Annotated in this window: 11 protein-coding genes; 8 read left to right on the plus strand and 3 right to left on the minus strand. The window is 65.6% G+C overall.

The genetic code is table 11. The features are described from left to right. Positions 1 to 72: 72 nt before the first annotated feature. The 3 genes from MF6396_RS04980 to MF6396_RS04990 are packed head-to-tail and all read right to left on the minus strand — an operon-like array spanning position 73 to position 3,640. Entirely contained in the window at positions 73 to 345 is a 273-nt protein-coding gene (locus MF6396_RS04980) for an oxidative damage protection protein (RefSeq protein ID WP_043862214.1), read from the minus strand. Further along, complete coding sequence (gene mutY, locus MF6396_RS04985; protein ID WP_043862213.1) at positions 342 to 1,409, minus strand: A/G-specific adenine glycosylase; 1,068 nt, start codon at positions 1,407 to 1,409, stop codon at positions 342 to 344. The genes MF6396_RS04980 and mutY overlap by 4 nt, the downstream gene beginning before the upstream one ends. Then, on the minus strand, positions 1,406 to 3,640 hold the full coding sequence (locus MF6396_RS04990; RefSeq protein WP_058541657.1) for an AsmA family protein: 2,235 nt from the start codon (positions 3,638 to 3,640) through the stop codon (positions 1,406 to 1,408). Before MF6396_RS04990 ends, mutY begins: the two co-directional genes overlap by 4 nt. Positions 3,641 to 3,966: 326 nt before the next feature. Between MF6396_RS04990 and MF6396_RS04995 the strand changes: the two genes are divergently transcribed. The 8 genes from MF6396_RS04995 to MF6396_RS05030 all read left to right on the plus strand — a co-directional run bounded on the left by MF6396_RS04995 (position 3,967) and on the right by MF6396_RS05030 (position 14,463). Beyond that, positions 3,967 to 5,625: an OFA family MFS transporter gene (locus MF6396_RS04995; protein ID WP_078479827.1), complete on the plus strand. Its 1,659-nt coding sequence runs from the start codon at positions 3,967 to 3,969 to the stop codon at positions 5,623 to 5,625. A gap of 185 nt (positions 5,626 to 5,810) precedes the next feature. Then, the gene (hisB, locus tag MF6396_RS05000) at positions 5,811 to 6,404 is read left to right on the plus strand and encodes an imidazoleglycerol-phosphate dehydratase HisB (RefSeq protein WP_043862210.1); all 594 of its coding nucleotides are present in this window, start codon (positions 5,811 to 5,813) and stop codon (positions 6,402 to 6,404) included. Then, positions 6,404 to 7,042: an imidazole glycerol phosphate synthase subunit HisH gene (gene hisH / locus MF6396_RS05005; RefSeq protein WP_043862209.1), complete on the plus strand. Its 639-nt coding sequence runs from the start codon at positions 6,404 to 6,406 to the stop codon at positions 7,040 to 7,042. The genes hisB and hisH overlap by 1 nt, the downstream gene beginning before the upstream one ends. Further along, the gene (locus MF6396_RS05010) at positions 7,042 to 7,302 is read left to right on the plus strand and encodes a DUF2164 domain-containing protein (RefSeq protein WP_043862208.1); all 261 of its coding nucleotides are present in this window, start codon (positions 7,042 to 7,044) and stop codon (positions 7,300 to 7,302) included. Before hisH ends, MF6396_RS05010 begins: the two co-directional genes overlap by 1 nt. Before the next feature lie 41 nt (positions 7,303 to 7,343). Then, on the plus strand, positions 7,344 to 8,081 hold the full coding sequence (gene hisA / locus MF6396_RS05015; RefSeq protein ID WP_043862207.1) for a 1-(5-phosphoribosyl)-5-[(5-phosphoribosylamino)methylideneamino]imidazole-4-carboxamide isomerase: 738 nt from the start codon (positions 7,344 to 7,346) through the stop codon (positions 8,079 to 8,081). 10 nt (positions 8,082 to 8,091) lie between these two features. Continuing rightward, the gene (gene hisF / locus MF6396_RS05020) at positions 8,092 to 8,862 is read left to right on the plus strand and encodes an imidazole glycerol phosphate synthase subunit HisF (RefSeq protein ID WP_043862206.1); all 771 of its coding nucleotides are present in this window, start codon (positions 8,092 to 8,094) and stop codon (positions 8,860 to 8,862) included. Positions 8,863 to 8,986: 124 nt separating this feature from the next. Next, complete coding sequence (locus MF6396_RS05025; protein WP_054915786.1) at positions 8,987 to 9,727, plus strand: substrate-binding periplasmic protein; 741 nt, start codon at positions 8,987 to 8,989, stop codon at positions 9,725 to 9,727. A gap of 95 nt (positions 9,728 to 9,822) precedes the next feature. Then, positions 9,823 to 14,463 (plus strand): hypothetical protein, encoded by a 4,641-nt coding sequence (locus MF6396_RS05030; protein ID WP_078479828.1) that lies wholly within the window; start codon positions 9,823 to 9,825, stop codon positions 14,461 to 14,463. The last annotated feature ends 5 nt before the right edge of the window (positions 14,464 to 14,468 follow it).

Here is a 14,468-nt window from a genome sequence, read left to right on the forward strand (position 1 = left end):
GTTTTTCGGATTTGCGTCAACGACTTTTTGAAAATTTATTAAATTAATTCCGTCGCTTACGAATTTCCGGGGTTATTCGGCAGGCGGCACGTAGCCTTCGGCCTTCTCGTATTCTTCGCCGGAGAAGAACTTGTCCATCTCGCCCTGGAGGTACTTGCGGTCCTCGGCGTTCATCATGTTCAGGCGCTTCTCGTTGATCAGCATGGTCTGTTCCTTCTGCCAGTCGGCCCAGGCCTTCTGCGAGATATGCTCGAAAATGTCCTGGCCCTTGGCGCCGGGATACGGCGGGCGCTCCAGGCCAGGCAGCTCTTCTTTGTACTTGCGGCACATTACGGTGCGGGTCATGACGACTCTCCTGCATTCAATACGTGGGCCGCGCGTTTGAGCAGTTTCTTGACCGGGGCAGCAAGGCCCAGGCGCGGCGGGGTGGCGAGGTTATACCAGAGCCAGTCGGCCTCGGCCACGTGGTCACCCTGGGGGGCCACCGGCACCAGCCAGGGTTGGATCGCCAGCTGGAAGTGGCTGAAGGTGTGGGTCAGGCTGTCCAGCGCCACGGGCTCGCCCAGGTTCACCCCGTGCTGCTCGGCCAGGTGTTGCAGGTCGTCGAGGCTGTCCAGCTCCGGCAGGCTCCACAAACCGCCCCACAGGCCGCTGGATGGGCGCCGGTACAGCAGGATGGCGCCCTCGTTGTTGGCCAGCAGCGGCATCAGTGTGCTGCGCTGGGGCAGGGTCTTGCGCGGCTTGGGGATCGGGTAGCGGATCTCCTGGCCGAGCATGTGCGCCTCGCAGCCGCGCTCCAGCGGGCACAGCAGGCAACTGGGCTTGCTGCGCGTGCACAGGGTGGCGCCCAGGTCCATCATCGCCTGGGTGTAATGGTTGACTCGGCTGTGGGGGGTAAAGCGCTCGGCGTTGGCCCACAGCGCCTTGGCCACCTTGGGCTCGCCCGGGTAGCCTTCCTGCGCGGTGTAGCGGGCCAGCACGCGCTTGACGTTGCCGTCCAGGATCGGCGCACGCAGGCCCATGCTGATGCTGGCAATTGCCCCGGCAGTGGACAGGCCGATGCCGGGCAGCTCGGTGAGCTTCTCGACATCGCGCGGGAATTGGCCGGCGTACTGCTCCACCACGATCTTCGCGGTCTTCTGCAGGTTGCGCGCGCGGGTGTAGTAGCCCAGCCCGGTCCACAGGTGCAGCACCTCGTCCTCCGGCGCCGCAGCCAGGGCCTCGACGCTGGGCAGGGCTTGCATGAAGCGCCCGAAGTAGTTGAGCACGGTGCTCACCTGGGTCTGTTGCAGCATGATCTCCGACACCCACACCCGGTACGGGGTGATGCCCTGTTGCCAGGGCAGGTCGTGGCGGCCGTTACGGTCGTACCATTCCAGCACGGCGCTGGAAAACTGCTCGGGATTCATCGTTTGAACAGGCCCTTGAGTGCGTCTTTGAGTTCGGGACTGACCTTGTCACCCAGCTTTTCGTTGAGCTTTTCCTGCAGCTTGTTGCCCAGCGCCTTGCCGGCCAGCTTGCCCAGGCCGTCCTTGTCCACGCGGCAGGCCTTGGCACCCAGCTCCAGCGGGCCACGGCAGCGCAGCGGGAATTCCAGCCCCACGTAGCGCTCGTTGACCTGGCAGGCCGGGTCGGGCATGTCGCGCTTGTCGCCCTCGACGATCACGCCCACGCGGTAGTCCATGCCCAGCACACGCAGGTCGAGGTCGCCGTGGCCGTTGACGGTCAGGCCCGGGATGCGCACCTTCAGGTCCGGGTTGCTGGCCACGCCGTTGCGCAGCACCAGGCTGCCCTTGAGTTCCTGGAACGGGGTGTCCTTGCCGCGCGGTTCGCCGCTCAGGGCCTTGCGGTTGAGGGTGGCGATGCCCTGGCACAGCTGCTGCTCGAGGTTGGCATTGACCAGCACACCGTTGTTGATGACGAAGCTGGCGTTGCCATTGAGGGTGTCGATCAGCGCCTTCTGGCTGTTGCCGCTGCCGGTCAGGTTGCTGCTCAGGGTCAGCAGGCCCTTGACCGGCGGGGTGTCGGTCTGGCTCTTGATGAAGTGCTCCACCGGTACGCGGTTGACCTGGGTACTCAGGCCGATCTGCGGTACCGCAGGGCGCACGTCGAGGGTGCCCTTGGTAGCGAAGTCGCCGTTGTAGAGGCCGCCCTGCAGGGTGTCCAGGGTGATCAGGCCACCCTGGCCACGGGCCTTGAGCACGGCGTTCTGGATAGGCAGCTGTTCAAGGGTGAGCACGCCGAAGCTCAGGTCTGCCTGCAGGTCGAGTACGCGCAGGCGGTCCACCGGCAGCAGCTTGTCGGTGCTCCAGGCGGTCTTGGTGGGTGCGTCCGGCAGCGGTGTGGTGCCGGCTCCGGCCAGCGCACCGGCTTCATTCTGCTGCACCTCGGCCTGGCGCGCGGCCTTGGCGCCGGTGGCGGCCTCGCTCTTGGCCGGCAGGTAGCGGTCGGCATTGAACGTGTCGGCTTTTAGCTGCACGCGCAGGGCCTGCTTGGCGAAGTCATCCACCGCCAGGCGGCCGGTGAAGGTGCTGTCGTCGAGCTTCACTGCCAGGTCTTCCAGGGCCAGGCGGGTGGGGCTGCCTTCCAGGCGGCTGACCAGCTCGAACTTGCCCAGGGTGGCGGCATCGGCCATCGGTGGCACTGCCACGCCGACGCTGTCGAGGAACGTGCGCAGGTCGAGCTGGGCGATGGACAGGCCGCCGGTGAGCTTGGGCGTGCTGTTCAGGTCACGCACGTTCAGCTCGCCCAGGGCGCGCAGCTGGTTGGCCGACAGCTTCAGGCCGTTCCATTCGGCGACGTTCGCGGCCATGTCCACCAGCAACTGGCCCTGGGCGGCGAAGGTCATGGTCTTGCCCTGCAGCGGCTCGCCGGAGGCTTCGCCGCTGAGCTTCATGTCTTCGAACTGGTAGCGCTTGAGCGCACGGTCGAAGCGCAGTTCGCCCTTGAGCTCGGTGCGGGCGCGCAGGGCCGGCTGGCCAGCGCTGAAGAAGGCGGTCATGGTCAGCGGAATGTTGACCCCTTCGTGAACCGCGCCGGTGCTCAGCTGGATGCTCTCGGCGCTGAAACTCTGGCCGCTTTGCGCATCGCTGTACTGCACCTTGGCGTTGTTCACGGTGAGGCTATCGATGTCCAGCTTGACCGGGCGCTCGGCGGCGGACGGCTTGGCCGGGGCCTCGCTTGGGGCCGGTGCGCCGGCGCTGCCTTCGGCCGGTGCAGCCGGGGTGGCGGCCGGCAGCGGCTTGCCGATGTCTTCCCAGTTGCCGTGGCCGTGTTCGTCGCGGGCCAGGGTCAGGTTAAGGCCCTCGACGCGCACGTCGCTCATCTGCACTTCACGGCGCAGCAGCGGCAGTACGCGCACCGACAGGCCGAGCATCTGCAAGTCGGCGAATGGCACCTTGGGATTGTTGAGCGTGGCGATGCTCGCCTCGTGCAGTTCCAGCCCCAGCCACGGGAACAGGCTCCAGCCGATGTCGCCGTTGAGCGTCAGCTCGACGTGGGCCTTGTCGCGTGCCAGCTGGCGGATCTCGTCTTTGTAGTCGTTGGGATCGAAGAGGTGGGTCAGGGCAAAGCCCAGCGCCACAATGATCAGCAACAACCCGAGTATCACCAGCCCCAGGATTTTGCCGAACGCTTTCATGGGCGAGTCCTTGTAGTCCGATTGTAAAATTCAGCCGCAGAGTATAGCCCCGTGCAGGGCGCGCGGGCGCGGCGCGACCCGGGTTTGGACAGCAACCGGCGGGGCAGTTCCTGACACGGGGGTATCAGTTTTCGCAAAAACCACAGTATCAGCCTAATTTCAGCGAGTGCGGCGAATGGTACTCTCTCGCGCCTCCACGGTCCCGTTGCGGCCGATTGTCGCGTCAAAGGGCCGGTTGCCAGATAAACGACGTGCTGCCCCTGGCAGCCAAAGTCGCAGGCAGCAGGCCTGGTCGGTGGAGCATCCATATCACGAGGGGAACAACAATGAGCAGCACTACGGTGGGCGGCATCGCCAGTACGCCCGGCTTCCTGTCCAAGGAACGCATTGTCGCCAGGGCCGGTTTCAACCGCTGGCTGGTGCCACCGGCGGCCCTGGCCATTCACCTGTGCATCGGCATGGCCTATGGCTTTTCGGTGTTCTGGCTGCCGCTGTCGCAGGCCATCGGTGTCAGTGCGCCGGTGGCGTGTGCGCCGGAAATGAGCTTCGTGGCGCGCCTGTTCACCGCCGAGTGCGACTGGCCGATCTCGATGCTGAGCTGGATCTACACGCTGTTCTTCGTGTTCCTCGGTTGTTCGGCGGCCATCTGGGGCGGCTGGCTGGAGCATGCCGGGCCGCGCAAGGCCGGGGTGGTCTCGACCCTGTGCTGGTGCGGTGGCCTGCTGATGTCGGCGCTGGGGGTGTACACCCACCAGCTGTGGCTGATGTGGCTGGGCAGTGGCGTGATCGGCGGTATCGGCCTGGGGCTGGGCTACATTTCGCCGGTATCGACGCTGATCAAGTGGTTCCCGGACAAGCGCGGCATGGCCACCGGCATGGCGATCATGGGCTTTGGCGGCGGCGCCATGGTCGGCGCGCCACTGGCGGCGGCGCTGATGAGCCACTTCGCCGGCCCTGACGGGGTGGGCGTGTGGCAGAGCTTCGTGGTGATGGCGCTGATCTACTGCGTGTTCATGCTCGGCGGCGCCCTGGCCTACCGCGTGCCGCCCACCGGCTGGAAGCCCGAAGGCTGGAGCGCGCCGCAGAAAAAGGCCGGCAACGCGATGATCACCCACCGCCACGTGCACGTCAGCGTGGCGTGGAAGACGCCGCAGTTCGCGCTGATCTGGCTGGTGCTGTGCCTTAACGTGTCGGCCGGCATCGGCATTCTGGGCATGGCCTCGCCGCTGCTGCAGGAAGTGTTCGCCGGCAAGCTACTGGGCAACGACCTGAGCTTCAGCCAGCTGGATGCCACGCAACTGGCGCAGATTGCCGCCATTGCCGCCGGCTTCACCGGGTTGCTGAGCCTGTTCAACATCGGCGGGCGTTTCTTCTGGGCCTCGTTCTCCGACTACATCGGGCGCAAGAACACCTATTTTGCCTTCTTCGCCCTGGGCGTGGCGCTGTATGCGCTGATCCCGAACATGGGCCACCTGGGCAACATCGCGCTGTTCGTGGCGGCGTTCTGCATCATCCTGTCGATGTACGGTGGCGGCTTCGCCACGGTGCCGGCGTACCTGGCCGACCTGTTCGGCACGCAGATGGTGGGCGCCATTCACGGTCGCCTGCTGACCGCCTGGGCGGCAGCCGGGGTGCTGGGCCCGGTGCTGATCACCTACCTGCGCGAATATCAGCTGGAGATGGGCGTGGAGCGGGCGGCGGCGTATGACATGACCCTGTACATCCTGGCCGGGCTGCTGGCGCTGGGCTTTTTGTGCAACGCGCTGGTGCGGCCGGTGGCCGACAAGTACTTCATGACCGATGCGCAACTGGCGGCCGAACAGGCGCTGGGGCACGACAAGGGCGCCAATGGCAGCACCGTGCTGGAGTGGAAGGCCGCGCCGGGCAGCCGGCCGCTGGTGATTGCCGCGTGGCTGGTGGTGGGCGTTCCGCTGGCGTGGGGGGTGTGGGTGACCCTGCAGAAGACTGCGGTGCTGTTCCATTAAAGGCATCGCGGGTCAAGCCCGCTCCTACAAGGATCTCTGCTGACCGTGTGGGAGCGGGCTTGACCCGCGATGAGGCCGGTACTGCTGACGCAAATTCCCCGCCAACTGTCTTCTTCGTTCCAAGCCACGCGTATCTAGGCCTATAATGGACACCTTTTTCGCCCAATGATTTTGCGGAGCTGGTGATGGTCGAACGTACGGCTAGCGTCGAGCGCAATACTCTGGAAACCCAGATCAAGGCCTCGATTAACCTGGATGGCAGCGGCAAGGCCCGATTCGATATCGGTGTGCCTTTCCTCGAACACATGCTCGACCAGATCGCCCGACATGGGCTGATCGATCTGGACATCGAGTGCAAGGGCGACCTGCACATCGACGATCACCATACCGTCGAAGACGTCGGTATCACCCTGGGCCAGGCATTCAACCAGGCCATCGGCGACAAGAAGGGCATCCGCCGCTACGGCCATGCCTACGTGCCGCTGGACGAGGCGCTGTCGCGCGTGGTCATCGACTTCTCCGGCCGCCCGGGCCTGGAGATGCACGTGCCCTTCACCCGCGCCACCGTGGGCGGTTTCGACGTCGACCTGTTCCAGGAATTCTTCCAGGGCTTCGTCAACCACGCCAACGTCTCGCTGCACATCGACAACCTGCGCGGGCACAACACCCACCACCAGATCGAGACCGTGTTCAAGGCCTTCGGCCGCGCACTGCGCATGGCCATCGAGCTGGACGAGCGCATGGCCGGCCAGATGCCGTCGACCAAGGGCTGCCTGTAATGCAGACGGTAGCCGTTATCGACTACGGCATGGGCAACCTGCACTCGGTGGCCAAGGCCCTGGAGCACGTGGGCGCTGGCAAGGTGCTGATCACCAGCGATGCTGCGGTGATCCGCGAGGCCGACCGCGTGGTGTTCCCGGGTGTGGGCGCGATCCGCGACTGCATGGCCGAGATTCGCCGCCTGGGCTTCGACAGCCTGGTGCGTGAAGTCAGCCAGGACCGCCCCTTCCTCGGCATCTGCGTGGGCATGCAGGCCCTGCTCGACCACAGCGAAGAGAACGACGGCGTCGATTGCATCGGCCTGTTCCCGGGCAATGTGCGCTTTTTCGGCAAGGGCCTGCACGAGGACGGCGAGCACCTTAAGGTGCCGCACATGGGCTGGAACGAAGTATCCCAGGCCATCGACCACCCGCTGTGGCACGACATCCCCGACCGTGCGCGCTTCTACTTCGTGCACAGCTACTACATCACCGCCGCCAACGCGGCGCAGGTGGCGGGCAGTGGTCACTATGGCGTCGACTTTGCCGCCGCGCTGGCCGACGGCTCGCGCTTTGCCGTGCAGTTCCACCCGGAGAAGAGCCATACCCATGGCCTGCAGCTGCTGCAGAACTTCGCCGGCTGGGATGGTCGCCGGTAATGGGCAAGTCCCGCGCCAAGCGGCCGATCCTCACCCTCGCGCCTGAAGAAGAGCGCGAGGCGCTGGCCAAGCTCAAGCGTTTTCTCGAAGACCGCTTCGAGCTTGAGCTGGGTTCGTTCGAGGTGGCTGAAGTGCTGGAGCTGTTCAGCCAGGAGATTGCACCGCATTACTACAACAGGGCGATTTTCGATGTGCAGGCGCACCTCAAAGAGAGGTTCGAAAGCATTGAAAGCGACTTGTGGTCGCTCGAGAAGAACTGACTTCCCGAGCTCACTGTTTACCGAATAGACAGGTTCCCCAGATGCTGATTATTCCCGCTATCGATCTCAAGGACGGTGCTTGCGTACGTTTGCGCCAAGGCCGCATGGAAGATTCCACGGTATTTTCCGATGACCCGGTGAGCATGGCCGCCAAATGGGTCGACGGTGGCTGCCGCCGCCTGCACCTGGTCGACCTGAACGGTGCCTTCGAAGGCCAGCCGGTCAACGGCGAGGTGGTGACTGCCATTGCCAAGCGCTACCCGAACCTGCCGATCCAGATCGGCGGCGGCATCCGCTCGCTGGAAACCATCGAGCACTACGTCAAGGCCGGCGTCAGCTACGTGATCATCGGCACCAAGGCGGTCAAGCAACCCGAGTTCGTGGCCGAAGCCTGCCGTGCGTTCCCCGGCAAGGTGATCGTGGGCCTGGACGCCAAGGACGGCTTCGTGGCCACCGACGGCTGGGCCGAGGTCAGCTCGGTGCAGGTCATCGACCTGGCCAAGCGTTTCGAGGCCGATGGCGTCTCGGCGATCGTCTACACCGACATCGCCAAGGACGGCATGATGCAAGGCTGCAACGTGCCGTTCACCGCCGCCCTGGCTGCCGCCACCAAGATCCCGGTGATCGCCTCCGGTGGCATCCACAACCTGGGTGACATCAAGGCCCTGCTCGACGCCAGGGCACCGGGGATCATCGGCGCCATCACCGGCCGTGCGATCTACGAAGGCACGCTGGATGTGGCCGAGGCGCAAGCCTTCTGCGACAGCTACAAAGGCTGAGGAGAACGGCATGGCGCTGGCCAAACGCATCATCCCTTGCCTGGACGTCGACAACGGTCGAGTGGTCAAGGGCGTCAAGTTCGAGAACATCCGTGATGCCGGCGACCCGGTGGAAATCGCCCGTCGCTACGATGAGCAGGGTGCCGACGAGATCACCTTCCTCGACATCACTGCCAGCGTCGATGGCCGCGACACCACGTTGCATACCGTCGAGCGCATGGCCAGCCAGGTGTTCATTCCGCTGACCGTGGGCGGCGGCGTGCGCACTGTGCAGGATATCCGCAACCTGCTCAACGCCGGTGCCGACAAGGTCTCGATCAACACCGCAGCGGTGTTCAACCCCGAGTTCGTGGGCGAGGCCGCGCAGCATTTCGGCTCGCAGTGCATCGTGGTTGCCATCGATGCCAAGAAGGTCTCCGGCCCGGGCGAAACCCCGCGCTGGGAGATCTTCACCCACGGCGGGCGCAAGCCTACCGGGCTGGATGCGGTGGAGTGGGCGAAGAAGATGGAAGGCCTGGGCGCGGGCGAGATCCTGCTCACCAGCATGGACCAGGACGGCATGAAGAGCGGCTTCGACCTGGGCGTGACCCGCGCCATCAGCGACGCGCTGGGCATTCCGGTGATCGCCTCCGGTGGTGTGGGCAACCTGCAGCACCTGGCCGACGGCATCCTGGAAGGGCATGCCAGCGCAGTGCTGGCGGCCAGCATCTTCCACTTCGGCGAGTACACGGTGCCTGAAGCCAAGGCCTACATGGCGCAGCGCGGCATCTGCGTGCGCTGAGCGGCCGCATTCGCCGGCAAGGCCGGCTCCTACACTGCAGCGAACCTGTAGGAGCCGGCCTTGCCGGCGAAGCATTTGCTGTTAAGGTAATGCAGGCACATCGCCAGGGAATCGGGTCCATCCTATGTTCACACGCTTGCTCGTCGTGCTCGTCAGCCTCTTCTCCCTCGCTGCCACCGTCCGCGCCGCGGACCCGATGGTGCTGCTCACCGAAAACTTCCCGCCCTACAACATGGCCAGCGACGGCAAGAACTTCGCCCGCGAAGACAAGATCCAGGGCATCGCCGCCGACCTGGTTCGCGAGATGTTCAAGCGCGCCGCCATCCCCTACAGCATGACCCTGCGCTTCCCGTGGGAACGCGTGTACCAGCAGGCCCTGAACAGCCCCAACCACGGTGTGTTCGTGATGGCCCGCCAACCCGACCGCGAAAAGCTCTTCAAGTGGGTCGGGCCGCTGGGCCCCGACGACTGGATTCTGCTGGCCCGCCCCGACAGCCCCATCACCCTCGAACACCTCGGCGACGCGCGCGGCTACCGGATCGGTGCCTATAAAGGCGATGCCATCGCCCAGCACCTGAGCAGCAAGGGGCTCAAGCCGATCACCGTGCTGCGCGACCAGGACAACGCGCGCAAGCTGCTCGAAGGCCAGATCGACCTGTGGGCCACCGGTGACCCCGCCGGGCGCTACCTGGCCCGCCAGATCGGTATCACCCAGCTCAAGACCGTGCTGCGCTTCAACGGCGCCCAGCTGTACCTGGCACTCAACCGCCAGGTACCCGATGCGGTGGTGGAAAAGCTCCAGCACAGCCTGGACCAGTTGCGCGACGAAGGCTTCGTCGACGCCACCTTCGCCCGCTACCTGTAAGCGCCTAACTATGTAGTGCCGCGGCCATGCACCGGGCTGCTGTGATGGATCGTCGCTGTGAATTGCACAGCCCGATCACTCATGGAAGGTGTTAGATGCCACTGCATATCCTGCAAGACCTGCCCACGCCCGAACCCGACAATGCCCTCGCCGCCATGGTGGCCGAGCAGTTCGCCAGCCGCCCGACCCTGCGCAGCGCCAGCGTCACGCTGCTGGAGCGTTTGCTGCGCGAGTACTTCCCCGGGCTGTCCGCCGATGTGGAGGCGCTGCGTTTGTACGTGCCCGACAGCAGCGCGCAGTTCTATCAGGTACGCCCGCTGGTGGACGCTGCACTGGACAATCTGTGCACCTGGGAACCGTTGCAGATGCATGCGGGGGGCTTGTCCGGTTTTCTGGGCCAGGCCGACGCGGTGAAACTCAAGCTGCAGGGCCATGCACTTGATGCGGACACCCTGCGCGAAATGATCAAGGTGTTTGCCGACGGCATCGTGGCCGAGTTCCAGCGGGCCCTGATGAACTACTGGCAGGCCAGGGGCAGTGAAGGCGTTCCGCGCCTGAGCTGGCTGGCCAGAACCCTGGCCCAGGCCCTGGTGCCACACGCCGGCGGCAAACAGGCCTGGGCCGGGATGCTGGGTCAGGTGCTGCAATGGCCACGCTGGTCGCTGCGTCAGGCCCAGGGCGAGCAGGCCGTGCGGGTGTACCTGGTGCAACTGCAGCTCGACGCCAGCCTGACCAGCACGCAGATGCTGCTCAGCGATCTGGTGTTGGTCCGCGGCGAGCAGGTGCTGCGCTGTACGCCCGCAGGTCAGGTCAGCGCCCACACCTCGCTGAAGGCGTTCGGCGAGGCGTTGACCGACGAACTCGAAGGCGCCTATCGGCTGGTCGGGCTGCAGTGGCAGTTGCTGGAGGTCGAAGGCAATCCGTTCAGGGTCCAGGCCGAGGCGTTGCTCGATCAGCAACTGCGCGACGTGCAGGCGCTGCGCCTGGGCGGGCAGTCGGTGACTGAGCTCGAGGGGTTGTTTGCCACGGTGTCCGATGTGGCTGCGCGCCTGGCCGGCAACCGGGCATTCGTGCCGACGCCTGCCGACACCCAGGTGCTTGGCCAGCTGCCGGCATGGCTCAAGCAGGCTTCTGGGGCCGATTACCTGGACTACCGCATGCAATGGCTGAGCATGGCGCTGGCGCACCAGCACAATGCCGGCAAGGCCTATGACCACGGTATCCCGACCCTGCGCGACTATGCCGCCAAGGCGCTGGGCGAGCGCATGGCGGCAGATCAACCGGGCGGGCCGACCTACGACCCCTACAAGCTGGTGCTGACCTTCCAGGTGCCCTATGGCCAGGGTGGCTTCGGCTTCGTCGAGACGGTCAGGCTGCTGCTGGTGGATGCCGCGCTGGAAAACCTGTCCGGCCTGCCCAAGGGCCCGATGAGCATTGCCCATGCCGATGGCGACGAGATCGCCGCATGGCTGAGCGCCGAGTATGTGATGACACTCATCACCGCCGTGGATGTCGGGGCCAACTACCTGGCAGTGATCGAACAGGCCATGCGCACCGATGCACGCCAGGCCGACGAGCGTCGGCAGCTGTTCGCCGACACGCTGCGCGCACAACTGCCATTGCTGGCGCTGGAGTACCGGATCAGGGGCGAGCAGGGCTTCACCCGCCAGGGCCTGCGCTGCGTGGACTACGCCATGAGCACCGACCAGACCGACCGGGTCGAGGTGCGCCCGCTGACCTTCCTCAGTGGCGAAGGGGCCAGCCCCGACGTGGTCGACAACATGTTCGTGTTCGCCCTGCCCGGCAGGCCCGAGCGGGTGCTGTACCGGCCGCTGTTCGAGCCCCTGCTGCGCGAATTTGCCAGCGAGGCTGCATTGTTCAAGGCCCTCGAGGAGCCCGAGCTGCAAGCCAGCGTGCTGAGCTGGATGGGGCAGGACGCCCGGCGCATCTATGCCAATGGCGGCTTTGCCAACCCTCACCTGGGTATCACGGTGGATGAACCGGTGGCTGTGCCGGGGGCGAACGTGCCGCGTCTTGGCGGCGCTGCGCTGACCGGTGACCTGCTGGCGCATTTCTACACCAGTACGGTGGATGCGCTGATCACCCTGGGTGACCGGCAATCGGTATCCAACGCCGAGGATCGCTGGCTGCGCTTCAAGGAGGCTGGCTGGCTGCTGTTCAGTATCGCGCTGCCCTACCTGCGTGGGCCGACAGCTGTCGCCGGATGGCTGGTGCAACTGCTCAGCAGCCTGGACAGCGACTTCAAGGCGCTGCGCGAGGGGGATGACACCACGCGCGCCCAGGCCGTGGTCGACCTGCTGTTCAACCTGAGCACGGTGTTCATGCACGGGGCCGGGGAGGTCGGCATGGCGCGCGCGACGCCGATCAAGGTGCAGCCCTCGATGCTGCAGCAAACGTTGCCGGTGCGCGGCGAGCTGCCAATGACCGGCGTGCTGGTACCGGTGCAGCAGCCCCTGGGCCCGCAACTGCGCAGTGCCGGTGCGTTGCCGACAGCCATGGACTTCTCCTGGAGCGGCATGCGCAACGAAGCGACGCCCGAGCTGCGTGCGTTCCTGCGCCCGATGCAGGTCACGCCCGGCCAGGAGCCGACCGGCCTGATCGAGACGGGGGAGCGCCGCGGCCTGGCGCTGATCGACGGGCACGCGCATGTAAAACTCGATGACCGCTGGTACCGCGTGCTGGAAGTGGAAGGGCGCTTCTGCATCGTCGACCCCCTCGACAGCAGCCGCCGTGGCCCGTGGCTGCGGCGTAGCAGCGAAGGCAGCTGGCAACTGGACCTGCGCCTGGGGCTGCGCGGGGGCGGGCCGAAAAAGCGCATGAGCCTGCAGGAGAAGAAGGCGCAGAACAGGCTGCAGCTTCAGCAGCTCAACGCCACGCTGGAGTCGGCGCAGCAGGATTGCCTCAGGCGCATTGTGGCCATGACCCCCAAGGTCAACGAGCTCAACGCCTTGCTCGACCCGATGTTCAAGGCCCAGCGCGAGTACCAGCTCGATCGCACGGCGACCCGGCTGGTAGCGATGAAGCAGGCACGCACGCGTGCGCAAGTGGCCGAGCAGGTACTCAAGGTCGAGCAGGACGCCTTCATCGAAGTGGCCAAGGACCTGCTGCGCACCACCCTCGAAGCCCGCGAAACCCTGAAACTGGCGGATTTCTACGGCCATATCACTGCGGTCGACTACAGCAAGGCGCTGAACCTGAACTTCAGGATGAACTTCCAGGCGCGCCTGCAGTTGCAGGCCCAGTACCACAGCAAGCAGTTCAAGATCTCGTTGCACGATGCCTGGATCGAGAATGCGTTCCAGGTCACTCTGGGTGATACCGCACAGCCGTTTTCCGCGTTGCTGGAGGCCAACACGCAGAACGAGACGTTCCACCTGCTGGCCCTGGAGCAGGCCGAGGCCTGCAGCGCCCTGGTCGAGGAGGTTCGCCGCGAGCCGGCCGTCAAGGCCACGGCCGACGAGATCATCCGCTATGGCGAGGCCAAGCGTGAAGAGCTCAAGGTGTTCAGCGCCCAGCGCATCCGTACGGCCTATCTGGAAATCCTCGGCTACATGAGCCTGGACACGCGTATCGCGGACGCCAACCAGCGCCCGTTCTACAAGGACTTGCTGCTGGACCCGGACATCGTCGCCGGGGTGCTTTCGCATGAGCAGCTGGGCATCGATGCCCAGGAGTTCACGCCCCAGGAGCGCATCCAGGTGCTGCGCGAGGCCTCGCACTGCTACTCGCGGGCCAAGGCGGTTGCCCAGTATGTGGGCGACCTGTTCGCGCCGGTGCCCGGCAAGGACTATCTGGCGGCGTTCGTGCAGACCCTCGACGAGCTCGATGCCAGCGCCAGGGCAGAACTGGACAGCCTGGTCACGGTGCCGGCCACCAGCACGGCGCCCCGGCCGACGCGCAAGCGCAAGGTGATCGTCACGCGTACCCGCCGGGTGGTGGTGGGGCGGGTACGGGCGCCATCGCCCGGCGAGCCGGTGCCGATCGTGGATATCGAGGATGCCAACCACCGCATCGTGGCGTCCTACCGCGAGCACGGCGGCGATGACTGGAACCCGATCAAGACCGTATTGCCCGCCACGCCGGTCGGCCTCAAGCCGCGCAAGGCCCTGCGCAGCGAGGCGCGCCAGGTGCTCGATCAGGTCGCCCCGCTCAAGGCCAAGCAGCAGGGGTTGTCCGGCAGCGGGCATCAACCGGGGGATATCGTGTTCCCGCTGACCATCCTGGCCGATCGGCTGATCCGCGTGGCGGATGACTTCGAGCGCCACAGCGGCCTGCCCGATACCGAGCAGGCCACCGTTGCCCAGCTGCGCCAGGAGGCCCAGGGGCTCAGGGACGCAGCCGATGCCCTGCGCCTGAGCATGTGCAAGGCGCAGAAGCCCACCGCGCGCAACCTGCTGTATCTGTGGGAGCGCAAGCAACTGCACATCGAATTCAAGGCGCCACGCAAGGCCCTGGCGGCCGGCGACTTCATCGACGAGTACGAAGTGCGTGTGGCGGGCGGCGACAAATGGTACGTGCACCTGCACTATCCTGCCCTGGACACGCCCACGGCAGCGTTCAGCAAGGGCCACATCAAACTGGAGGCGCAACGCACCAAAGGCTATGCCGACCTGCTCGAAGAGGCGAAAACCACCGGCAAGATGGGCGTGATCTGGCGCGCCGACCTCACCCCGGCCTTCATCAAGGGCTGGTTTCCGCTACGCCCCCTGGCGTAGGCGCC

Source organism: Pseudomonas sp. MF6396, assembly GCF_002018915.1.
GTDB lineage: Bacteria > Pseudomonadota > Gammaproteobacteria > Pseudomonadales > Pseudomonadaceae > Aquipseudomonas > Aquipseudomonas palmensis.